Annotated in this window: 16 protein-coding genes and 1 riboswitch; of the genes, 5 read left to right on the top strand and 11 right to left on the bottom strand. The window is 52.6% G+C overall.

The annotated features are described in order from the left end of the window. The first annotated feature begins 244 nt into the window (after positions 1–244). On the top strand, positions 245–1972 hold the full coding sequence (locus tag Q2J39_RS03355; protein ID WP_300925326.1) for a putative glycoside hydrolase: 1728 nt from the start codon (positions 245–247) through the stop codon (positions 1970–1972). Positions 1973–2265: 293 nt separating this feature from the next. Here Q2J39_RS03355 and Q2J39_RS03350 read toward each other — a convergent pair whose 3' ends face one another. Continuing rightward, a complete protein-coding gene (locus Q2J39_RS03350; protein WP_230268413.1) occupies positions 2266–2628 on the bottom strand; it encodes a thioesterase family protein in 363 nt (120 codons plus the stop codon). A gap of 343 nt (positions 2629–2971) precedes the next feature. Between Q2J39_RS03350 and Q2J39_RS03345 the strand changes: the two genes are divergently transcribed. Beyond that, positions 2972–4399, top strand: a complete 1428-nt coding sequence (locus Q2J39_RS03345) for a hypothetical protein (protein WP_230268414.1) — start codon at positions 2972–2974, stop codon at positions 4397–4399. A gap of 227 nt (positions 4400–4626) precedes the next feature. Here Q2J39_RS03345 and gpmI read toward each other — a convergent pair whose 3' ends face one another. The 8 genes from gpmI to Q2J39_RS03305 all read right to left on the bottom strand — a co-directional run bounded on the left by gpmI (position 4627) and on the right by Q2J39_RS03305 (position 10911). Then, positions 4627–6219, bottom strand: coding sequence for a 2,3-bisphosphoglycerate-independent phosphoglycerate mutase (gpmI, locus tag Q2J39_RS03340; RefSeq protein ID WP_230268415.1), 1593 nt, complete (start codon positions 6217–6219; stop codon positions 4627–4629). Between the two features lie 163 nt (positions 6220–6382). Continuing rightward, positions 6383–6943, bottom strand: a complete 561-nt coding sequence (locus tag Q2J39_RS03335; protein ID WP_230268416.1) for a hypothetical protein — start codon at positions 6941–6943, stop codon at positions 6383–6385. A gap of 108 nt (positions 6944–7051) precedes the next feature. Beyond that, complete coding sequence (locus tag Q2J39_RS03330; RefSeq protein ID WP_230268417.1) at positions 7052–7243, bottom strand: hypothetical protein; 192 nt, start codon at positions 7241–7243, stop codon at positions 7052–7054. Then, positions 7240–7932: an ABC transporter ATP-binding protein gene (locus Q2J39_RS03325; RefSeq protein ID WP_288339116.1), complete on the bottom strand. Its 693-nt coding sequence runs from the start codon at positions 7930–7932 to the stop codon at positions 7240–7242. Before Q2J39_RS03325 ends, Q2J39_RS03330 begins: the two co-directional genes overlap by 4 nt. Further along, a complete protein-coding gene (locus Q2J39_RS03320) occupies positions 7901–8287 on the bottom strand; it encodes a GntR family transcriptional regulator (RefSeq protein WP_288339115.1) in 387 nt (128 codons plus the stop codon). Before Q2J39_RS03320 ends, Q2J39_RS03325 begins: the two co-directional genes overlap by 32 nt. Positions 8288–8579: 292 nt before the next feature. Beyond that, complete coding sequence (locus Q2J39_RS03315; RefSeq protein WP_288339114.1) at positions 8580–9332, bottom strand: amino acid ABC transporter ATP-binding protein; 753 nt, start codon at positions 9330–9332, stop codon at positions 8580–8582. Further along, on the bottom strand, positions 9329–10075 hold the full coding sequence (locus Q2J39_RS03310; RefSeq protein WP_230268290.1) for an amino acid ABC transporter permease: 747 nt from the start codon (positions 10073–10075) through the stop codon (positions 9329–9331). The genes Q2J39_RS03315 and Q2J39_RS03310 overlap by 4 nt, the downstream gene beginning before the upstream one ends. A gap of 5 nt (positions 10076–10080) precedes the next feature. Next, positions 10081–10911 (bottom strand): transporter substrate-binding domain-containing protein, encoded by an 831-nt coding sequence (locus Q2J39_RS03305; protein ID WP_230268291.1) that lies wholly within the window; start codon positions 10909–10911, stop codon positions 10081–10083. Positions 10912–10984: 73 nt separating this feature from the next. Next, a riboswitch (Lysine riboswitch) is annotated at positions 10985–11149 on the bottom strand. A 505-nt stretch (positions 11150–11654) separates the two neighbouring features. Between Q2J39_RS03305 and Q2J39_RS03300 the strand changes: the two genes are divergently transcribed. Continuing rightward, positions 11655–17660 carry a glycoside hydrolase gene (locus Q2J39_RS03300; protein WP_288339113.1) on the top strand — a complete coding sequence of 2002 codons (6006 nt, stop codon included), beginning with the start codon at positions 11655–11657 and terminating at the stop codon, positions 17658–17660. Positions 17661–17973: 313 nt separating this feature from the next. On the opposite strand, the gene Q2J39_RS03295 is transcribed toward Q2J39_RS03300, so the two are convergent. Then, entirely contained in the window at positions 17974–19605 is a 1632-nt protein-coding gene (locus tag Q2J39_RS03295; RefSeq protein WP_288339112.1) for a GH25 family lysozyme, read from the bottom strand. Positions 19606–19960: 355 nt separating this feature from the next. After that, positions 19961–20974, bottom strand: coding sequence for a GYF domain-containing protein (locus Q2J39_RS03290; protein ID WP_288339111.1), 1014 nt, complete (start codon positions 20972–20974; stop codon positions 19961–19963). A gap of 291 nt (positions 20975–21265) precedes the next feature. On the opposite strand from Q2J39_RS03290, the gene Q2J39_RS03285 reads away from it, so the two are divergent. Both Q2J39_RS03285 and Q2J39_RS03280 read left to right on the top strand, forming a co-directional pair. Beyond that, complete coding sequence (locus Q2J39_RS03285; RefSeq protein ID WP_230268295.1) at positions 21266–22132, top strand: HAD hydrolase family protein; 867 nt, start codon at positions 21266–21268, stop codon at positions 22130–22132. Continuing rightward, entirely contained in the window at positions 22098–22949 is an 852-nt protein-coding gene (locus tag Q2J39_RS03280) for a hypothetical protein (RefSeq protein WP_230268296.1), read from the top strand. Before Q2J39_RS03285 ends, Q2J39_RS03280 begins: the two co-directional genes overlap by 35 nt. The last annotated feature ends 75 nt before the right edge of the window (positions 22950–23024 follow it).

Genomic DNA, 23024 nt, shown 5'->3' with positions numbered 1-23024 from the left:
GAGGAACTAACCTGATTTGTAAGTGAGCTTGTGAAGCTTAAGTGAACAGCATTGTTATAAAAGAGATAAAAAACCAAAAATCTGCTAAATTTGATCAGGGTTCCCCACTCCATGCCTTCTTTTTCGGTTCATTTTGGCTGTCTTCACCCTTTTTTGGCCATATTTACGTTTATTTTGGGATTGTGGTAAATTGAGAATGATGAACAGGAATTCTTTATTACGACGCGCATGCCTGACGTTTCTTATGGGCTCGCTCGCCATTGCTTCGATCGTCGTCTCGCTGACCTTCTTTCCCTTTCTGCATGAGCGGATGTATCCAGTCCGCTACATACAGAGCGAAACCCCGATTCTGAAAATTGATTCGCCCTACATTGAAAACGGTGAAATCGAGACGAGACAGTTTTCGCTCACGCGCGGACAGGAAGTGCGTCTGGTTGCCGGCGGGGCACACCTTTCGAGCATCGAAGCCGACGGAGAGATTCTCGAAATCGATAATTCCCATCTCTCACGCGATCAGCTCCAGGCTATGACACCTTCGCGCGCAAGCGTCAATCGCAAAGTCTGGCTGCGCAAGACCAAGGACGGCCCGCTCGAAGAAGCGTATATCCAGCCGGGCACGCCCTTTAAAGTGATCGACGCTGATCTCGACGATTACGATGCGAGTGCCGGGCTGCTGCGCTGGTATCAGATCGAAACGCTCCCGAATTCAACAGAGGATGACGCTTCTTTCCAGCCGCTGACTGGATATATTCCCGGTTCTGTCGTGCTGTGGCTGGCCTATTCCAATGCGTCGACAGCACCCGCCAAAGAATTCCAGAAAGACATACCCGAAGCTGCTTCTCTGGGCAAGGAAGCCTGCCCCCAGCCGGACTGGAAAGAAAACTCGCTTCCCGATCCGGAACGCGCTCTGAACGTTTCCCTTCCTGTTCTGTTCGACTATTCTTCCCAGATTGAAGACTATATGACACGAAACGACTTCAACACGCTGATCGTTACGCTCAAGGATGAAAACGGAAAGCTGTCCTATCTTTCCGATACCGCTTCTGCCTTTTTGGGTGATGACATCGATGCCGCCCAGCCCTGGGCCATCGATATGGACAGTTTCCGCGCTTTAGTCGACCGCCTGAAAGCCAAAGGCATTTTTATGGCCGCCCGCCTGGAAACGTTCCTCGATCCCCTTCTCGCCCAGAGCCGGCCGGATCTTGCCCTGTGTGAGGAAAACGGTACGCCGGCTCTGCTGGAAGGATCGTACTGGACCAGTCCGTATGAGCACAGGGTGTGGCAGTACAATCTCGATCTGGCGCTGGAAGCCTGCTCGATCGGCTTTCAGGAAATCCAGTTTGATTCGCTGCGCTTTCCCGCAGGCAGAGCCGGTCTGACCGATCCGAATTTGCCCGGGCGCACCGAACAGATTGACGGCTTTCTGTATGAAGCGCGCAATCTGCTGGAAGAAAAGCACGTCTATACTGGGGCGACGCTGGAACCGGATGCCGTTTACGACGAAATCAATTTGGAAAGCGGACAGTCCTTTCAGGGTATGCGGCAGGCGGCTAACCGTCTGTACGTGCTTCCCTATTTACAAAATCTGCAGCTGTTAAGCGCCAACTACGGCATCGAAGTGTTCGGCAGCGCGCACGATGTGCTGCAGGCATTCACGAGTCAGCTCGCCAAATATCCGCCGCAGGAATACGACAGCAGTCTTTGCGTATCCCTGCAGGGCTTTGGCTTGATGTCTCCCCAGACGCTCCAGGCCCAGATTCAGGGCGTTCTCGATGGCGGTCAGACTTCGTATGCGATCAATACGATCGACGGTCACCCCGACCGGCTGTATCCGTTAGAACCTGCGTTTCAGGCGCTGTCCATTCCGGCTGCTCCGTATACGGATGAAGTGTACGAAGAGCCGGTCGCCCGCCTGCATTGCCTGCCTTGTTCTTTCAGAAGAGCAGGCCTTCTTGCGACGCAAGCTGCGTGAGGAAAATGCCTTTCTCCCGATTCCTGGCACGGATATCCATTTTTTCCAGAACGATTCAAAACGATACACAAACGCCCGGCGGTTCCATAGGTTTTCCCATGAACAGCCGGGCTTTGGTCTTCGTATGTTTTCGTTTTGTATTCGCTTCTGGATCTGCAGTTTCTTCCAGAGTCTATATTTGCTTTCTATATAATATTTGATGCCCGCTTTACATTAGATGCCCGCTTTTTGAAACCAGAAAAGCCGAAGGGCGAAACGCCGCCGTTCCGTCGGGAAGCTGGCAGGCCGGCACCTTACTTCAGACGGCTCATGAATTTTTCCGCGTTCACGTCCACCCGTTCATGATGACCTTTACCCAGACATTTGTCGCCCTGCCAGGCGCTGACTTCAAATCTGGAAATGCGGCCCTTCTTTTCGAGAAGATGACTGACGATGCGAATGCGGGCATGCAGAGGACTAGGTGCGTCGTGCGTCGTATCCATATGGATGCCGACGGTGGTCCATCCCTCTTCCACATCGTTCAGCAAGCAGCTGGCTTCTTCCATCCAGGCGATCATCTGCGGCGTAGCCAGAACTTCAAGCGCGCCGCTTTTCATGGCGCACGCCAGCCCCTTCTCATCTACCGTTCGATAAATTACGGAATACATTTCTGCCATTGTCTTTTCTCCTTTTTACGTTCAGGCTTCACCCGTTTTCGCGATCTCTTTTGCCCGCCATATGACCTCATTGCGGAGGAAAAGCTCTCTTTTTCTCGAGACATTCCGATCGACAAATTCTAGGTGCAGCTTCTCTTTTTTCGCCGTCTTAAAACGGACCCGTTCTTTGTACAGTTTAACAAAACAGTCCTTTTCGACGCATTGGAATGATGTTTTGGATCGTGTTACGCTTAATGGTATGAATCCAAGACAAAATTCTTCAACACGACGCGCTTCTCCGGCGCCTTCACGCCGTCGAGAAGACCTTTACTATTTTAAAAAAGCGAAGCAGCGCATACAGAGCATGCTCATACTGAGCTATGGCATTCTCTGCATCTGCTCGCTGGCCCTGTATTCCATTTTAAACCAGCCGCTCTTTTCCAAACCGCCCTATTTCAACTCGCTGTACATGATGACGCTGTTTGTGGAGCTGGCCATGTGGCTGGGCATCTTCTTTCTAGCCGCGTTTGGCAAAAAAGCGTCCCGCTCGCTGTTTAATCTGGGCATTGCCGCCGAGTTTCTGTTTGCGGGCTGGCTCGTCTATGACCTTTTCCGGCACACCAGCTTCTTTGTGTTTTATCTCGTCTGGTGCGCGCTCGTTCTGATCAAAGGCTTTTTACTGATGTGGTTTAAAAACTGGCTCTTTGATTCCTGGTTTGGCCGCATTTATTACGACCACGTTCTCTTCCTTCCGCAGGAAGAGCAGCGAAGAGATCAGGCCCGTGCCCGAAACGCCCGCCGTGCTCGGGAGCAGCAGGCCAGAGCCGCTTCCGCACAAGCGCACCGGCAGCCATCGCCGACCCGACCGGGAGCACAGACCGCTGTGCAGCCGGAGACACGAAGAAGCGCTCCGGCACGGTCCGCCGGCTTTCAAACGAATGGTGCAGCGGATTACGGATCGAACTCTGCGCAGCCCCAGCCTTCTCGCACCCCGCTTCGAAACCGGCCCGACCCGGACTTCTCAAGCGCATCCCCGCGAAGTTCGCAAGCGGACTGGGAAGCACAGGAAAGAAAAACCAGTCGCCAGACCGCGCGCTCCGCACAGTCTTCCCCCGATTTGCAGGGAAATCCAGAGCGTGAAGAACAGCTTCGGCTTGAACGGCAGGCCAGAGCCCGCAAGGCACTGTCTTCGAAATATCCAAGAGCCGCCATTCGCATGGCGATCGGGGTATATGGCGAGCTGATCGTCTTTCCGATTCTGGTGCATCTCTTCCAGAACCGATTCGTTTCCATCGACAACGGATCCGTCTTCGCGACTGGTCTGATGTTTACCTTATGCATTCTGACCGCCGCCTTATGGACGCTGCCGATTTTCTTCTACTATTTAAAATACCCGGGCTCGAAAAAGAGTCTGTACGCGGCTCTGGGCGGTCAGCTTCTGATTCTCACCTATGGCCTGTTCATTTTGTATCGCTACTGGAAAAGCGATACGACCGTCTACCCCGACAGCGCCTTCATTCTGTTTCTGATTTTTGAACTCGTCCGCTACGCGGTTTTGATCATCATGGTGTTTCCGGCATTCCGGCTTCCCAATATTTACGATCCTTATCGCAGCCGGCCGGCTTCAGATGAGGAAGAAAACTATGACGTCAGTGAAGAGGGCGTCCAGTTTGAAATTTATGAAGACGATGATCCCCTTGATGAGGAAAATGAGGAAGAGGACAACGAAGATGCAGACGGCCCCGAATCCGATTTTGCGGGACGCCGCTCTGGCCGTTTTCGAAGACGGTAGCCGTTCCCCTTTCCAATCGTTTACAGACCTTTTTAAACCCATAGAGGCGCTGGCAGCGCATCGATCGAAACCCGATCAAAGCGTACCAGCGCCTTTTCTGCATCCCTGCCTGCTTTTTCCAGGCGCAAAAGCAAAGGCCTCTCTGTCCTTCTGGATCTGGAAAAGATCTTCAGGCAGAGAGGTCTTGAATGCATCAAACAGGTTCGACCGGGCCGCAGCTCTTTCGATTATTCTGCGGATTCGATGATGGAAGATCTCCAGTGTTCGTTGGGTTTTACGCCAAGAATTTCGCAGACGGTTGCTGCGATGTTGGAAAGACCCATGTCATCGTCCTGCTTGAGCTTGCAGTCGTAGTTGTAGACGATGAACGGAACCTTGTTGAGGGTATGGGAAGTTTTCGCCTTGAGCGGAGCGCCGGCTTTCTTTGGCTTCTCATACATTTCATCGGCATTGCCATGGTCGGCGGTAACGAGCAGAACGCCGTTTACGGCTTTAACAGCTTCGATGACGCGGCCAAGGGCGAGGTCAACGGATTCGACACCGATAATTGTGGCTTCCAGGCTGCCGGTATGGCCAACCATGTCGCCGTTTGGATAGTTCGTCCGCAGGAAGTCGTACTTGCCCGAACGGATGGCTTCGCAGAGCTTGTCGGTAATCTGAGCGGATTTCATCCACGGACGCTGCTCGAACGGGATTACATCGGATTCGATTTCTACGTATTCTTCGAGTTCTTCGGAGAACTTAGCGGCACGGTTTCCGTTCCAGAAGTACGTTACGTGACCGTATTTCTGGGTTTCGGAAATGGCGTATTCGCTGATGCCGGCATTAACGAGCTGTTCGGTCAGCGTGTAATGGATTTTTGGCGGTTCCGTGAGGTATTTCTTCGGAATCTGCGCATCGGCATCGTACTGCAGCATGCCCGCAAATTTTACGTTAGGAACTTTTACGCGATCGAACTTGTCGAACGATTCATCGGCATCGAAAGCGATGGAAATTTCCTGAGCGCGGTCGCCGCGGAAGTTGAAGAGGATAACGGAATCGTTGTCATTGATCGTTCCTTTCGGATCGCCGTTTTCATCGACAACGACAAAGCCTGGCAGGTCCTGGTCAACGACGCCGGTTTCTGCACGGTACGTTTCAATGGCTTCGGTTGCGGATTTGAAATTGCGTCCAAGGCCGCGCACGTGAATCTTCCAGCCTTCTTCAACCATTGGCCAGTTGGCTTCGTAACGGTCCATCGTGATTTTCATGCGTCCGCCGCCGGAAGCGATCTGAGCGTCGAAGTCGGCATCGTTGAGATCGTTCATGAAGCTTTCGATTTCATCGACGTATTTCAGTGCGCTCGTTTCCGGAACGTCACGTCCGTCGAGCAGGATGTGCAGACGTACGCGTTTCACGCCTTCTTTTTTCGCCTGAGCGATCAGAGCCTTCAGATGATTGATATGGGAATGAACGTTGCCGTCCGAAAGAAGGCCAAGGAAATGCATGGTGGAATCGTGTTCCTTTACGTTGTTTACGAGTTCTTTCCATGCAGCGGATTCGAACATTTCGCCGGATTCGATGTTCTCGTTAACGAGTTTGGCACCCTGCGAGTAAATCTGTCCGCTTCCGATGGCGTTGTGACCAACTTCCGAGTTGCCCATGTCGCCGTCTGTAGGCAGACCTACAGCCAGACCGTGCGCACGCAGTTCTGTGTGCGGGCAGGTTTCCCAGAGTTTGTCGAGATGCGGTTTGTATGCCATTTTTACGGCATTTCCAAGAACGTTGTCAGACAGACCTACGCCGTCCATGACAACAAGAACTACAGGTTTTTTAACCATTTCAATATTTCCTCCTGGTTTATCCTCTTTATTATAGCGATATGCGCTTCGACCCGCCTTGAAAAACCAATTTTCTGCCCGCATTTTCAGGCATGGATAGTTTGCTTAAAAGCCTTCTTTTCACCGGGCATGCCTGGCGCTTTTAAAAACGGCGGCGCCTGTTTCATTCGAGAGAAACAGGCGCCGTTTTGTACACATACTTCAAAAGCGAAAAACGTTTTCTTCCATACAGACGTTTCAAAAGGATTTCAGGCGACCGGACTTCCTCCACATCCGCGTGCTTTTCCACGCGTCTTGCGCAAAGAAAAGCCAGTATGCCATCCAGAAGCAGAAAGGCCAGCGCCATCTTGTAAATGATTCGAACCAGATCCGCGCCTTGAATTGTCGGACTGTCCAGAAGTGAAATGAAACCGGGTTCGAACACAAACAGCAGGCCCGCCGCAGTCAGCTGTACGATCAGCGCGCACGCAATGCCGGTCGCGATGAAAATCAGCCACTCCGAGCGGCCGTTTCTGTGGCCATAGGCTATGCCGAAGGCGCCGGAAAGCATATAGGCGATCCACTGGACAATCACCTCAATGACAAACGCCAGGACCATCTGGCGTGCATCGACATCCAGAATGCCCCCAGTCTGAATTTCCGCGAAATCGTGCAGAACAAACGGCAGGGCCACCATAGCCGTAAAAAGCGCGATCAGAAGCAGAAGCGTAAGCAGACTCGTCACAAACCAGGACCAGTAAATGGTTTTCCGGCTGTAAGGCAGCGTACGAATGAGATACGCTCTGGCGCTGTAAAAGCAGTCCGCAAACAGCTTCCAGATTTGAAAAAACGCTTAGAAGACCAGCGCCGCGCTCATCACAAATACCGCAATCAAAAGCAGATGACAGAGCAGCGAATAAAAGCGGCCGCTCCAGTCCAGACTGACCAGAATAAGCCATACGCTATAAACGATCAGCTGAATCAGCCAGACCGGAAGCAGACGCTTTCCGATCTGGGCAGTAAAGGTTTCGGTCAGTTTTTTCATAGCAGTGTCTCCACGAAAATCTGTTCCAGCGATTTTCCCTGTTTCTGACGAAGCGTATCCGCGTCTTCGTCCAGAACGATTTTTCCGTGCCGCAAAATGAGCGCCCGATCGAGGATGCGTTCAATTTCGCCGATCATATGCGTGCTGATCAGAATGGATGCTTCCGGACTGGAATGTTCCAGAATCAGATCGAGAATTTTCTGTCTCGCGACCGGATCGACACCGCCGATCGGCTCATCGAGAATATACAGTTCGGCCTTGCGGCTTAGTACCAGAATCAGCTGCTGCTTTTCCTGCATGCCCTTGGACATCGATTTAATCGGCTGATTCAGATCCAGATCCATCGCTTCCATGAGCCGGCAGGCTTTTTTGCGATCAAAATCCGGATAGAACTTTTCAAAAAAGCGAAGAGTTTCCTTTCCGTTGGCGTTCAAATCCAGATACGTTTTTTCCGGCAAATAGGAAATGCGCAGATGATCCGAGGGATCCAGCTTCTTTCCATCGGCGGAAATCTCTCCCTGCTCATAGACGAGCAGATCGTTGATGCACTTGATCAGCGTACTTTTTCCAGCGCCGTTCGGGCCAAGCAGACCGGTAATCTGTCCGGGTTCGAGCGTAAACGACACATCCTGAAGCACCGGGCGGTTTCCATACGATTTACTGAGATGACGAACGTTCAGTTCCATCATTTACTCCTTCCTTCAGAAGGCGGATGCTTTCTGACGCGGAAAATCCAAGAGCCTGCATTCCACGCAAAAACGTTTCGCAGAGCGTTTTTGCGGCTTCTCTTTTTTGTCCTGCCAGGGTTTCCGGATTGTCGCAGACGTACTTTCCGCTGGTACGCCGTGTTCCAATCAGGCCCTGACTCTCCAGCCTGGCCAGCGCTTTCTGAACAGTATTGATATTTGTCCGGCTTTCGAGTGCAATTTCCCGAACGGACGGCAGCTTATCGCCAGGGGCGAATTCTCCCCGAACGATGGCGCCTTCGAGAATAGAAGCCAGCTGCAGATATACAGGCGAGTCGTTTCGAAATGAATAGTCCATAATCTCTTCCCTCTGTCTTATCTGTATCACTTGGGTAATACAAAGATACAGCTTGGCATTTCCGATGTCAATGCCTTTGTCGGGCCGTATTTCCCGTTTCGCCACGGAATCAAAAACTGTATACCCGACGCAGTATGCGTCTATTTTAGGCCGAATCCATGACCGCCTGCGGATTCTGATTCGTGCAGTTCCGTCCAGTCCCCTCCGTTTTGGGCACAAAAAAACCCGGCATGACCTCAACGGGTCATACCGAGCGATTTAAATTCAGATTGAAGAGAGAACAGAGTCGGTTCTAGTCTTCTTTTTCAAGCGTCGTCTGGCGAAAGCGGGAAAGGAAATGTTTCGTTCTTTCGTTTTTCGGATGTTCGAAGACTTCATCCGGCGTGCCTTCTTCGGCGATGACGCCCTGATCCATGAAAATGACGCGATCGGATACATCTTTCGCAAACTGCATTTCATGCGTTACGACGATCATCGTCAGACCGGACTTGGCCAGGTCTTTCATGACTTCGAGAACTTCGCCGACCATTTCCGGGTCGAGCGCGGACGTCGGTTCATCGAACAGCAGCACTTCCGGATCCATGGACAGTGCTCTGGCAATCGCGACGCGCTGTTTCTGACCGCCGGAAAGCTTGGTGGCTCCCTTATCGAGGAAGTTCGACATACCTACGCGATCGAGATGCGTTTTGGCGATGGCGACCGCTTCTTCCCTGGAGCGCTTGAGCACCTTGCGCTGACCGAGAACACAGTTGTCCAGAACGCTCTTGTTCTGAAAGAGGTTGAAGTTCTGGAAAACCATGCCGACTTTCGAACGATAGCCGTTCAGATCGCCTTTGAGAATGTCCTGACCGTGGAACGTGATCGTTCCCGAATCCGGGATTTCGAGCAGGTTGATGCAGCGAAGAAGCGTACTCTTGCCGGATCCCGAAGATCCGATGATGGAGACTACTTCGCCTTTGTTAATGGAGAAGTCGATATCGTGAAGAACTTCCTGCTTGCCAAAGCTCTTCTTTAAATGACTGACACGAATTACAGGTTCACTCATGAGGACATCTCCATGAAAAGTTTCTTCTTTTCTTTTCCTTCGTTTTCGCGGGCGTTCATCCTGCGCTCAATGAAGCTGAGCAGCCAGGTAGCGAGCGTCGTAAGAACCAGATACAGAACGGCTGTATCGAGGTAAATTTCCGCGAAACGCATGTTGCTTCCCGCGATGGAAGACGACTGGAAGAACAGCTCCGTTACGGAAATAGCGTTCATCATGCAGGAGTCTTTCAGATTGACGATCAGCTGGTTGCCGATAGCCGGGAAGGTATTTTTGATGGCCTGCGGGAAAATAACCGAGACCATGGCCTGGAAGCTGGACATGCCGACCGCTTTGCAGGCTTCTAACTGGCCGGGATCTACGGACTGGATGCCAGAACGCAGAATTTCAGCCATGTAGGCGCCGGTGTTGATCGAGATGATCACAAAACCGGCCGTAATCGCATTCCAGTGAATGACTGGAAGCAGAAGGTAATAAATGAAGCAGGCCTGAATCATCATCGGCGTACCGCGGAAAACCCAGATGTACAGGCCGGTGATGCCGCGTCCGAACTTCTTCAGTCCTTTCATGAAGGAAGAATCGAGCGGATCAACAGGAACGGAGCGGATGGCGCCGACAATCAGACCGATCAGAAAACCGAACACTGTGCCGACGATCGCAAAGGCGATCGTAACTTCGACACCGTGCCAGAACATCGGCCAGTTATTGACGAGCGCCCGCCAGGCGTAAGACCAGTCAATACTCATACGGCTTATTCACCAGTCGTCGGCGCGTTCAGTACGGCATCCTGCATCATGGATTCGCGCTCTTCGGTTGTGATTTTGTCTAAAGCGTCCTGAACGGCTTTGAAGCTTTCGGTATCGCGGGTATTGTTTTTCAGACCGATGGATACGGATGTATCGACATCAAAGCCCTTGCCGTCTTCAAACGTGATGTACGTCAGATCCGGGTTGGCCTGCACGATGCCTTTGGCAACCGGAAGCTCAGCGGTAATCGCTTCGGCTTCTCCGGACTGCAGAGCCAGAATCAGCTCCGGATAGCGTGCTTTTGGAACGACGTGGATAACGCCGTCGATCTGATCGATGACGGTATCGTAGTTGGTGTTTTTCTGGCCGATGACTTTGTGGCCGGAGAACTGCTGAATATCGGTAAAGGAAGCGGCTTCGGAATCCTTCGGTACGATCATGACCATTTCGCTTTCGGAATACGGGGTTGTGAAGTCAATGCCTTCTTCACGTTCTTCGTTTGCGGTCATTCCGGCAACGATGGCATCAATTTCACCGGATTCAAGGGCTGGCTGCAGGCCGTCCCAGTCGATTTTTTTAATGACAAGATCCTTGCCCATTTCGTCGGCGAGCTTGCGGGAAATGCGAACGTCGTAGCCGTCGCAGTAGCCGGCGCCGCTGGCCAGAGGAACCGTCGTATCGGTTTCGGTTGTGGTCTGCCAGTTAAACGGGGCGTAGCCGCATTCCATGCCGACGGTAAAGGTATTGGAACTGTCGCTGGTCTGCGCTGGTGCAGATGAGCATCCGGCAAGCATCATCATGGCAATGGCCGCTGCTGCAATCGATGATTTTTTCATGTATTTTTCTTCTCCTTATTCAAACGAAAATCAGAAATGAAAAAAACTGCGGTATCCGCAGTCAAAAAGATGAAGTTAAGATAACACCTCTTCGACCGAAGGAGTCTGCAAAGTATTTCCCTGCAGCCCAAGATCAGCCCCTGCCGGACCTGTCTTTCGGCGATGATTGCCTTTCCCTTTCTTCTTCGAATGCCTTCTCCAAAAGGTACTATTCTGCACCGCTGCCTCTATCTTTTTCCTGTTTCGTAAGTTGCACTCATACTAGCAAGCCCCCGATAGCCTGTCAAACGGATCCCCCAAAAATCCAGAACCGGCACCCTCACGGCGCAAAAAGGACGGGATTTTCTCCTTTTGAACACTCTTTCCTGAAAAAAAGTCCTTTATTCTCATTCTGTCTGCTTTCCTCAACCAATCAGTTTGCCATCGTTCATCCTTGCCGGACAGAACCAAAACTTTATAGCCGTTCGCCTTTTCGCTCGGTCTGCGCATCCGCCCTTTGGACCGTCCTTTCCCATGTCGTCTGAAATTGTCGTTTGAAATCGTTCCGCGAAAACGGCTGCTTCAAAAAACGAATAGACAATCCGCAATGAGAATACGTCCATTTTTAAACATCCGTTGAATGTAACCGCTTAACCGGCCAAAATAAAGAAGATGGAGCCGCTTGCCTCTGTTCCCCCGGCCTGTGCGTTTTCAGGCCATGCAGACCCGGGCGGCTTCTTGCTGAAAAGCAGGAAAGGAAAGATATGAACAAAAGGTACAGACTGCTCAGTCTGCTCTGTTCCGGCGCCATGGCGATGCAAAGCATTTCCGCTTTTGTACTCCCGATTTCGGCTGCAGAAAGCGCTCCGGATCAGACGGTTCGCGTACAGGCTGCCAAAGCGTCTCCGTTTCACGATACGGACGGCGACGGCCTGGGCGAATTCGAAGGCTGGGGCACTTCGCTTTGCTGGTGGGCCAACCGCATCGGCTCAAGCGAAGCCCTGACTTCGGACACGGCAGAGAAGTTTTTCTCCGATGACGGACTCGATCTGAACATCGGCCGCTACAACCTGGGCGGCGGAGACAGCACGATCGCTTCGCTCTCTCCAAACGAAAACGCCGTTCTGTGCACGCTCGAAGAAGGAAGCGCGCCGTCCTTTGGCGGATCCAAAATGCAGATTTCTTCGAAGACGTACAACGATTCGACGCGCTGGCAGAAAACGGACCGCGATCTCGGACTTCTCAAAGGCGCAAAGCTTGGCACTCTTAAGGAAATCGGCTGGATCGGACCGATCAACGGCACGGTAGGCAATGCGGACATGCTGACGTATACCGTTCAGGCAGAAAAAACCGGAACGTATACCGTCAAAGTGCTGGTTAAACTGGACGGTACGCACAACCGCGGCGTTTCCCTGCAAGTCAATCACGACAAAATTTACTCCGCTTCCACAGAGGAAATCGAAAAGAACATCATGGCCGTACAGGGGAACGTGAAATTTTATATAGCCGTTCTCGAAAATGTGGAACTGGCTCAGGGCGAAAACACGCTGCAGCTTGGAGGAAACACAGCTTCTTCCAACACGTACATGCACGACTACATCGAGATGGCGGTCATCCCGGAGGATCAGGTTCTCGAAGACGGCACGCAGGATCCCGGACTGCATCAGAGCCACATTATTCGCTCGGACTCCGCAGTCCCCGGCTACTGCACCAACATCACCCCGATCGTCATTACCGAGGAACACCCGCTCAGCTGGTATGTAGAAAACTTCACCCGGGTCGATCCAGACTGCGGATATGCCTGGAACTATGACTGGGAGGCCGACAAGGATCAGCTGAACGTGCTCAAGGCGGCGTCTTCGGCGTCCGGTCAGGATTTCATTGCGGAAATTTTCTCCAATTCCCCGCCGTATTTCATGACGGAATCGCTCTGCTCTTCCGGAAACTACACCGCCAGTCAGAACAACCTGCGCACAGACAGCTACGACGCCTTTGCAACGTACATGGCAGATGTCATCGAACATCTCCATCAAAACGGAGTGACGTTTGAGAGCGCGTCGGCGTTTAACGAACCGAATACCGATTACTGGGGCGCCTATTCCAGCAAACAGGAAGGCTGCCATTTCGACGCAAACGCCATTTCGCAGATTCTGGTCCGTCTCAACGCAAAGCTGGAAGAAAAGAACATTGATCTCCAGCTGAGCGCGTCTGATGAAACGAGCATCGATACGCAGATCACCACGTACAACGCACTCAGCAGCGAAGCAAAAACCGTAGTCGATCGCATCGATACGCACACGTATGGCGGAAGCAACCGTGCCGGTCTGCAGGCTTTAGCGAAAAAAGAAGAGAAAAATCTCTGGATGAGCGAAGTGGACGGCGGCTTTACCGCCGGAAGCAATGCCGGCGAAATGAGCGCGGCTTTAGGTCTTGGCAAGCGCATCATTACCGATGTCAACGGCCTCAACTGCTCCGCCTGGATTTTCTGGAATCTGATCGACAAGCATGCCGATAATTCCGAATACGGCCAGAGCTGGATTTCGTCTTCCAATGGCATTGATAAAGCCACGCTCGAAGATCTCGGCTGGAACGGTCAGACCGGCGGCTACTGGGGCGTCGCGGCTGCCGATCATAACACCGGCCGCCTTGCCCTTTCCATGAAGTACTACGGCTTTGGCCAGTTCACCCGCTACATCCGTCCGGGCTATACGATTCTCGCTTCCAGCGACAGTACGCTTTGCGCCTATGACCCCGACGAGCAGAAAGCCGTCATCGTCGCCATCAACGACAAAGCCGACGCACAGACGATGCAGTTCAACCTGGGCGATTTCAGTCATGCGCCAGGCAAGGTCACCGCGATCCGTACGAGCGGCTCAATGGAAGAGGGCGAAAAATGGAAAGACGTCAGCGAAGAAGCTCTCGCCTCGAAAGATGATCATTCCGTAACCGCAAATCTGAAAGACAATTCCATTACGACGTACATCATCGAAGGCATCGGCAAGCCAAAACGCATGCTGGAAGATAGCGGCGCTTTGCGTACCGATCTCTCCTTTGATGTCCAGGACGGAGAAAGCGCTCTGCGCGATCAGTCCGGCTATGGGCTGGATGCGCCTCTGACCAGCCTGGACAGTGCCGACAGCGCAAGCTATGGCGAAGCCTCGATTTTAAGCTTCAGCCAGAACGGCTACGTCACGCTGCCCAAGGGCATGATCGAAGACGGAAACGCCTTTACGATCAGCCTGAGCGCCTATGCGCCGCAGACATCCAGCCACTGGCTGCTGACGCTTGGCAGCAAGGAAGGCGTATGGCCAAACGTCGACAACTATTTCTTCCTGACGCCAAAGAGCGGACAGGGCGGCTACACGGATAAAATTCTTGCCGCCATCTCGCAAAGCGGCGAAACCCGTCTGCCCGTCAATACCGACAAAGTCGCCTCGAACACCGCGTTTAATACGTATACCATCGTCTCGGACGGTTATACGATCACAGTGTATCTGGATGGCGAAAAAGTCACCGAACTCGACCACTCCAAAGACTGGAGCCAGATTTTAACCGGCGATCGCGACGGCTATATCGGAAAATCGCTTTATACGCCCGATCCTCTCTTCTCCGGTGCAGCAGCTTCCTTCAAAGTGTGGAACAAGGCCCTGAACAGCGAAGAGCTCGCACAGGCCTGGAAGGAAGAGCCCAATAAGGACGACTGCATGAAAGCCGCCCTGGCGCAGGCGATTTTAAACAAAAACAAGAGCGTCGATGCGATCGACTCCGATCTGAACTTACCAGCGCAGGTCTATGGACAGAACGTCACCTGGAGCGTTTCGGAAAATGATGCGATTTCCGCAGACGGCAAGTACACGATGCCGCTGGCCGATACGAAAGCAAGCATCACCGCAGCCTTCACCGGCACCGATACATCCTATGTTCTGGATCTGAACGTGCCCGGCGAAGATCCCGACAAAATTGTTTCGGATGCCAAAGCCGAACTGTCCATTCCGAACGCCGACAACATCAAGGGAAACATCAGGCTGCCCGTTCATCTGGGCAAAGCGTCGATTACCTGGTCGATGTCCGAATCGGGAAACGGCATTCTCGATCTGAGTGAAAAAGAAGCCAGCGTCCCTGGTTATGGCAAAGTTCCTGCCGGCGTCATCACCCGTCCGGCAAGCGATACGAACGTCACCTTAACCGCGACGATTTCCTACAAGAACACAACCGAAACCAAAGTCTTTGATCTGACGATCAAGGCCGCGCCGAAGCAGCAGGAAATGACGGATTATTTCTTCGCCTATTTCACCGGCGAAGGAAAAGCCGACGGCGAACAGATTTACTTCTCCGCCAGCCAGGACGGCCTGAACTGGAACGACCTCAACGACGGCAAGCCTTCGCTCGTATCGTCTCTGGGCGAAAAAGGCGTCCGAGACCCGTACATTTTGCGTTCTCCCGAAGGCGACAAGTTTTACATCATCGCCACCGATCTCAAAATCAACGGCAACGGAAACTGGGATCGCGCCCAGAAAGCCGGCTCGCAAAGCCTGCTCGTCTGGGAATCCGATGACCTCATCGACTGGGGCGAACCGCGTCTGGTCGAAGTGTCTGCATCGATTGATGCCGGATGCACCTGGGCCCCGGAAGCTGCGTACGATCCGCTGACGGGCGAATACATCGTCTACTGGTCCAGCAAAGTCAAAGGCGACAATTACGCCAAGCAGCGCGTCTACTATACCCGTACCCGTGACTTCTGCACGTTCAGCGAGCCGCAAGTATGGATCGACAAGGATCAGTCTTCAATCGATACGACCGTTATTGCTCATAACAATGCCTACTACCGTCTGACCAAAAACGAAGGCGGCGAAACGAACAGTCTAGGCGCGAAAACCAAGACGCTGTTCCTGGAAAAATCCGATACGCTTCTTGGCGAGTACACCCACATCGCTTCCGATTCGCTCAACGCCAACCAGTATGTCGAAGGTCCGGCCATTTACAAGCTCAACGCCGACGACAGCGCCAGCGACAAATGGATCCTGCTGGCGGATGACTTTGGCGGCATCGGCTACTACCCGCTTGAAATTTCCGATCTGGACTCGGGCACTTTCACAAAACTTGAAAGCGGCTTTAAGATGCCGTCCGGCGCCCGTCACGGAACGCCGATCGCCATTTCGGCCGAAGAATACGACCGCCTGATGAAAGCAAACGGCCAGGCGGAACCCGTAAACACCTGGTATTCGACATCCTCCAAGAGCGGTCTGCCCGAAACCGTCACCATCGGTCATTCCAGCTATCCGGTGACATGGCAAAACGAAGATTTGTGGAGCAGTCATAAAGCCTTCGATACGGTTACGATTAGCGGCACTGCCGTTCTGGATGAAGCGAAAAACGAGACTATGAAGGTTTTCGCTTCCGTTCAGCTGATTCCGGAAAACATGGAATACATGATCGATTGCAACAACCCCGACTCGCTTTCCCACAAATACGCTCTCGCGTCTTCTTCCCAGATGAAAAACACCGTCAGCGAACAAGTCAAAACGGACGAAAACACATGGGGATCGCTCTCGAGAATCGGCGAAAACAGCGGCGATGTCGACATGGTCGCCTTCTCCCAGACCAGTCTGGAAAACCCGTATACCGGCGGATACTGGGCGCGAGGCGGCAAGACGATTTCGTATGCGCTGACGCTTCCTAAAGGCGACCATACGATTTACGTCGGCGTCAACGGCTGGTGGAGCGTCAGCCGCACGATGAAACTGGACGTGACGACATCCAAAGGCACTTCCAAACTCATGGACTGCAACGTCACCAGTTCGAAAGAAACGCTGCACAGCGCCAATATTCATCTTGATCAGGAAGAAACGATTACCCTGACCCTTTCCAAAACGGACAATCAGGATCCGATTCTTTCCTGGATCGGCGTTTCCCTTAAGACCAGCCCCGATAAGACCCAGCTCGAATCCCTGCTTGCCGAAGTATCGGCCCTGAATGAAACCGACTGGACACCTTCGACCTGGAGCGCCCTGCAGGCGAAACGGGAAGCCGCCCAGAATACAGTTTCTAATCCGAATGCGAGTGAGGAGGACGTCAGGGCTGCACTCTCCGCACTGCAGGCAGCCAGAGACGCGCTGAAGCGCCAGTGGAGCGTCACCTTCAAAAACGGAACAACTGTCCTGAAGAAGGCGTATGTCGAAGACGGCCAGAGTGCTGAAACGCTCGCTCCAGCCGCTTCGGAGGTTACTGTTCCCGAGGGCAAAGTGTTCATAGGCTGGACGCCTGCGTTTGGACCGGTTCATGCCATGAAGGAATACACCCCTGTCTTTGAAGACGCGCCAATCGTGGTGGATAAAGAGGCTTTGCAGGCACGCGTCGATGCGATTGAAGCGGAACAGCTTGCTCTGCGTCCCGATGAAAATCACAGCTATGTAAAAGCTTCATTTGAAGCGCTGAATACCGCTCTGGATCAGGCAAAACGCGTTCTGAATGACAGCGACGCCCAACAGAAGACGGTCGATGCCGCGCTCGAATCGCTTAATACCGCCCGTTCGAATCTCACGCTGGTCGACCTGACGTTTGTCCGGCTGACCCATAACAAGTATGAGTCGCTCAACCTGTCGCTCTTTAAGGCGGATGGAAAAGCGGCTCTTACAGAGGCTGCATCGGCTGCCAAAGCGCAGATCGACAATCCGACCAGTCAGAAGGCTGTCAATGACGCGGCCAGTGCTCTGAACCAAACCCTTTTGAAACTGCGCAAAAATCCAGAAGATCCAAAAGCGAATTTCTAATCGTTCCGATTCTATTCGAACAGTTTCTGGAAAATAGAACGAAGATCAATTCTCCTTTACGGATTTTCATCCGGTGTTCTGAACTTTTAAGAATGTCGTCCTTTGTGCCGGCATTCTTTTTCTCTGTCCGGATTTTTTCTGTTCAGATTTTTTCTTTCTGGACTTTCTTTCTTTCGCAAAAAAGGCTTTGCCGCCTGGCTGTTCAATGCGAGCAGCAGGCAGACAAAGCCTTTTCGTATGCAGTGAGGATCAGAAATCGGATTCGAATTTTGCAAATCCGGATTCCGATCACAATTTCGTTTTTTGCGGTTCGCTAATCCTGGACGTGAATTTTCATGCCGTTGGGATTGGAAGAAACGGTTATGGACGATTTTGTATCTTTGTTCTCGCCGGGGCGTTCTGGATAGGTTGCCCGGCGTTTGGATGCGGTGTTGAGTTCGGGTGTTTCCACGCGAATCGATTTGTTCTGCGAGGAACTGTTATTGTGCTCGGAGGAAGAAATCCAGTTTTCACGCACCGTCTTTTCTTCTTTGCTCTCCTCGACTGTGCCGTACCAGGCAATGCCTTCCTGATTCCAGCCGGCTTTTTTCAGATAGCTGTATTCGTTGGAAACCGTAGTGAAGTGGTGCGAGCCCGTTCTGGCATTCGGGTTATAGACACGGTAAACCGGCGTGCCTTCCTTCAGATCGGAATACCAGCCGATGCCTTCGTACGTCCAGCCGGCTCGAATCAGGCCGTCTTTCTCTTTGGCATCCATTGTGTAATGGTGGTCGCCCGCATTCGGGTTGTACAGGCGGAAAACCGGCTCGCCCGTCGCTGGAAGCTGCCAGGCGGTGCCTTCATCTTTCCAGCCCGCATCGCACAAGAAGGCCCATTCGTTGCGGTCGGCGGTGTAAAAATGTTCGCCGGAATTCGGGTTGTAGACGCGATACATCGTCTTAGGCACTTCGTTTACCGTGCATAACGATTTCCAGTCTTCGGCGGAACCGAAAAACTTGTTGAGATCGAGATCGCCGTCGTAGCCTTCCAGACGGCCTCTCGACGAATACTGGTGCATCCAGTATTCCTCAAAGGCGCCCGTACCGGCCCTGTCGGTAAACGTATTTTCCCGATAGCCGTTCTGCACTTCGTTCTGGCCATAGTTGGCGACCCAGAGGGGATACCCTTCTTCCGCCAGACGGCTCCAGTCCAGCGTCCGGGTGTAATAGCTGCTCATGTAAATCATGCACTTCATGCCGGACAGACTGTAGTAGGCTTTCACAAAGCGGTACGCCCAGTCGGTATCTTTCGCGCTTAACAGATCGCGCGCTTCAAAGTCGAGAATCGGCACGCCCTTGCCGATGTAGGCACGGGTTGTGCGGTAAAAAAATTCAGCTTCCTTTTCCGGCGTGTCTTCGCAGCCGCGATCATGCGCAAAGTGGTAAAAGCCAAACAGCTTGCCGCTTTCAAGAATGCTCGAGGCGTACTCGTAAAATTTCGGATCCCGGTAGCCGTTGCCGCCGGATGCCTTGCAGATGATAAAATCCGCATCCATGGCCGCCGGATCGATACCGTCCTGCCAGCGGGAAATGTCAATACCGTTGAGCTTCACGTCGCTCTTGCGGTGATTGTCGAGCGGAAGAGGCATGGACGGCTTGTCTTCCTCCTGTTCGCTCGCTTCTTCCACGATTTCCTCTGTTATGACTGCCGGCGTTTCTGGAGCGGCCGGATCAGCAGTCGGAGCGGAAGGCGCAGTGTTATCGGATGGAGTGTTGTCCGGTGTGGAAGACGGTTCAAGCGGCATGGAGGATACGTCCTGCGAAGGGCTGCCCGTCTGCGGCATGGAGGAGGTGTGCGTTTCTTCCATAGGCTGAATGTCCTGCGCATGCACAGGAAGGCCGCCCAGCACCAGACCGCCGGCCAGCGAGGCCTGCAGAAGCCTGTTTCGTGTTGTTTTATAGTTCATAATGCAATCTCCTTTTGCGCGTTTTTGATGAATTTTTTTTGCGCTGGATTCAAATTTCTCTGCTGCGCTTTTCCCTCGCGGGCTCGTCAACCCGGCTGAAAGCCAGGTCGCGGGCAGAGGGGAAGCCGTTTCATTGTAAAGTTTGTACAGTCCTGAAATCAAGATTCGAAAGACATTTTAAGCGCAGCGGCAGAGCGGCCAAAACCATGTGCCTTTTCTTCATAGACTCGTTCTTCTTCGGCTGAAGGTTTCTCTTCTCGCTGCGTTTTTTCTCTGGCTGCCTTCCCTGACTGAATTGGAAACAAAAAGCCAGTCCCAAAACAGGACTGGCCAGGTTCGAAAAGGTGATGCAAAACTAGTCTTGCGAAATGATGGTATTGATCTGATCCTGCGCGATCATCATGGAAACGACATCGAGACCGAAGATCGACAAAATCAGCATGAGTACCGCGTTGTTGGACTGACGACGGCCGGAGCAGTCATACAGCAGGTTACCCAGCTTGTAGAAGTAGTAGATGAGGTACAGACCGCAAGTCACGATCGTCAGCAGGATAACCGACATGGCAGACGGTCCATGCGGCTGGCCTTTGGCTGCAGCAAGACGATTGGAGTCTTCTACGAGCAGATAGAGCCAGACGATACTGAAAATACCGCAGGTCAGAATGCTTCCGAGCAGATACAGTACGGGGTTGCGCGGGGTAATGTAGGCGGTGGAAGAATTGCCTGCGTTCGAGCGAAGATCCGGCTGGGAACGGCGCGGCGCAGTCGACTGCGCAGGCAGATAGGCGCGCAGTTCGGTAGCGGAAAGGTTTCTCCAGTCTTCAAAATCGCTTTTCCAGACAAGGGATTCGCCGTCAAGAATACCCTGACGGATGTAGCCGATCATAACCGTTTCCGAGAACGGTCCATAGGAGCGGCCGTTTACAGCGTAGTACCATTCCTGCGCCTGCGAGCTGTCGCCATACGTTTCAGTAGTCGAAGAATAGGAACCGGACATGCTGGTCTGGGTACTCTGCGGCGTGCTCGTATCCGTAAAGGCGTTCGTACTGGACGCTGCAGCGGTTTCGGACTCGGCCGGCATTTCAGCAGGCTCACTTTCCTGATAGAGCGGTGTGGATTTCAGGCGGGTCCATTCTTTCATGCCACGCGTCCACACGTACGTATCCGGACCGAGGTCGCCTGAAACGATCCGATTCAGGAAATCGTCTTTGGAAAAAGGACCTTTGGAGGCACCGTCTTCGACGTAGTACCAGGCCTCCGTGCTTTTGGTTTCCGTTTTATTTTCAGAATCCGGAAGACGCGTCCCGCACTCATTGCAGAACCGGCTGGTATCCAGGTTTTCCGTCTGACAATTTGGACATTTTTTCATGTGAAAACTCCTTATTTTCAATAAGCAGAGCGATAACGGTCCGGTCTGTTTGCCGGAACATCGTTTCCATCGCTGTATACAGAACACTCCCAAGGCGGGGGCTTTGGGAATTTCACAGAAATTGTGCCACAGAAACATGAAAATAATCTTAACGGGCTGTCTTTTTTCCTGAAAATTTCCCGATCGTGAACAGGAGGATAAAAGCTTTCCCTCTTTTTACCGGACCGGTTCGACCGTTTTCTTCTTTTTTCGGATTCGTGCACGCTCAGCCAAACTTGATAGAATAAGAACATGCAAATCATTCATTCTGTCCTGATCGGACTTGAAAATACGCTTCTCAACCAGTTTGGAGACATTCCTCCAGCCACCATGTCCATTCTCGAAGATCTGCATTCCAAGGGGATCGTCCTTGGTCTGTGTTCTCAGCGCGATGCCCGCTGGGTTCTTCATTTTCTGGAGCGCAAACGAATCGACAGGATTTTTTCCTACGTTCTTGCCGCCGAAGGCAGCCAGTACGTTTCCCTGCCTGAAAAAAAGATCATCAGCCTGCACGCGTTTAATCCAAAAGAAGCCTGCGAACTGCTGACGAGTCTGTCGACGCTGGAATCCGACCTTTCTCTGAAAATCCCCTGCGCCCGCATCATCGACAGCGGCCGCCGCTACCTGTGCGATCATCCGGGAACGTACGCTTTTCTGTTCGCTTTGCGCGAGCACCTCTACCCGGTTCGTTCCGTCGATTTCAATACGCTCAAATCGGAATCGTCCTATCACCGTCTGCTTCTGATCAGCTCCAAGGCGCTGATCAACCGGATCCGCCGCAAGAAAGAGCTCGAAGCCTATCCGGTCTGCCGCGTCTTCCCGACCGTTCTGGAAATTTACCCGCGCGGCAGTTCGCTTTGCGAAGCCTTTGCACTGGCCCAGAAGGAATTTCATTTCTCAGCCGAACAGACGCTCTGCTTCGGCTCGCTGAGCGTTGAAAAAGCGCTGCTGAAGGAAACGTTTGGCATCGCGATGAAAAACAGCCCGAAATCCGTCATCGATGTCTGCCGAAGAACGACCAAGTACAACGCGGGACAAAACGGAATCGCCTATATGATCAACGTCCTGCTCATGGAGAAAGCCTGTGTTTTTCGAAAGCCGAACGGAAAAGCCCGTTAACGAAGACGCGCTGGGCATCTCTTCGTCAGTCTGGCTGATTGCGGACGGAGCGAGCGCGCTCAAGGGCGGCAATCGCATGCAGACGGGATCGGACGCGGCGTGGCTGGCGCGGTCCATTGCCCGATCCGCGAAACGCTTTGAAAATCTGGACGCGTCCATCGAATCGATTCTCAAAATCATTCTAAATGAGCTTTCCGCAGCGTTTGGAGAGTGCCCCGAAGACGAAATGCCTTCCTGTACCGTAAGCATCGTGCGCGCCAGTAAGCGTACCCAGGCCTTTGAATATTTCATTCTGGGCGACAGTCCGCTGCTGTTTGCCTTAAAGGATCGTCCGCTTCGTCTGGTCGACGAGCGTGTCGGTTTCTTTGACAATAAGGTTCTGGAAGCGATGGCCCGAATCCGTCAAAACGACGATCTTTCCTTAAAAGCGCTTCGGGCGCTTCCCGAAATTCAGTCCATGCTCATCGCCAACCGCGCCCGCAAAAACAATCCAGAAGGCGGCTATCCGATTGTCGATCTGAACGCCAGCTGGTTTGCCCCGCTGACGGGTTCCATTCCCTTTGACGAAGTAAACGGATTTGCGCTGTACAGCGACGGCTTCGATCAGCTGCAGGGTTTTCTTCACGAAAGCGATGACGATTTTGTTATAAGGCTGCAAAACGATCCCGCAGGCGCCATGGATCTTCTCTGGTCGCTGCAGGAAGAAGATCCCGATGCCAGAGCGCTTCTGCGCCTGAAAAAGCGGGACGATACGTCTCTTATGGCGGTCGATGCAAAAGAGGCTCTCAAAAACCTGCAGTCCGATCTCGCAAAATGAAACGAAAATACTGAAGAGGGTGCCTTTTACGGCCCCTTTTTTCATACACTTTTTCGTCGCTGCTTTTTACATCGA

The organism is uncultured Allobaculum sp., assembly GCF_948576815.1.
GTDB lineage: Bacteria > Bacillota_I > Bacilli_A > Erysipelotrichales > Erysipelotrichaceae > Allobaculum > Allobaculum fili.
This window is presented reverse-complemented; position numbering and strand designations above follow the sequence as displayed.

Bases quoted from the DNA above. Each gene is read 5' to 3' on its own strand.
- Q2J39_RS03355 (WP_300925326.1), top strand. From the start codon at position 245: ATGGGCTCGCTCGCCATTGCTTCGATCGTCGTCTCGCTGACCTTCTTT.
- Q2J39_RS03350 (WP_230268413.1), bottom strand. From the start codon at position 2,628: ATGGCAGAAATGTATTCCGTAATTTATCGAACGGTAGATGAGAAGGGG.
- Q2J39_RS03345 (WP_230268414.1), top strand. From the start codon at position 2,972: ATGCTCATACTGAGCTATGGCATTCTCTGCATCTGCTCGCTGGCCCTG.
- gpmI (WP_230268415.1), bottom strand. From the start codon at position 6,219: ATGGTTAAAAAACCTGTAGTTCTTGTTGTCATGGACGGCGTAGGTCTG.
- Q2J39_RS03330 (WP_230268417.1), bottom strand. From the start codon at position 7,243: ATGAAAAAACTGACCGAAACCTTTACTGCCCAGATCGGAAAGCGTCTG.
- Q2J39_RS03325 (WP_288339116.1), bottom strand. From the start codon at position 7,932: ATGATGGAACTGAACGTTCGTCATCTCAGTAAATCGTATGGAAACCGC.
- Q2J39_RS03320 (WP_288339115.1), bottom strand. From the start codon at position 8,287: ATGGACTATTCATTTCGAAACGACTCGCCTGTATATCTGCAGCTGGCT.
- Q2J39_RS03315 (WP_288339114.1), bottom strand. From the start codon at position 9,332: ATGAGTGAACCTGTAATTCGTGTCAGTCATTTAAAGAAGAGCTTTGGC.
- Q2J39_RS03310 (WP_230268290.1), bottom strand. From the start codon at position 10,075: ATGAGTATTGACTGGTCTTACGCCTGGCGGGCGCTCGTCAATAACTGG.
- Q2J39_RS03305 (WP_230268291.1), bottom strand. From the start codon at position 10,911: ATGAAAAAATCATCGATTGCAGCAGCGGCCATTGCCATGATGATGCTT.
- Q2J39_RS03300 (WP_288339113.1), top strand. From the start codon at position 11,655: ATGAACAAAAGGTACAGACTGCTCAGTCTGCTCTGTTCCGGCGCCATG.
- Q2J39_RS03295 (WP_288339112.1), bottom strand. From the start codon at position 19,605: ATGAACTATAAAACAACACGAAACAGGCTTCTGCAGGCCTCGCTGGCC.
- Q2J39_RS03290 (WP_288339111.1), bottom strand. From the start codon at position 20,974: ATGAAAAAATGTCCAAATTGTCAGACGGAAAACCTGGATACCAGCCGG.
- Q2J39_RS03285 (WP_230268295.1), top strand. From the start codon at position 21,266: ATGCAAATCATTCATTCTGTCCTGATCGGACTTGAAAATACGCTTCTC.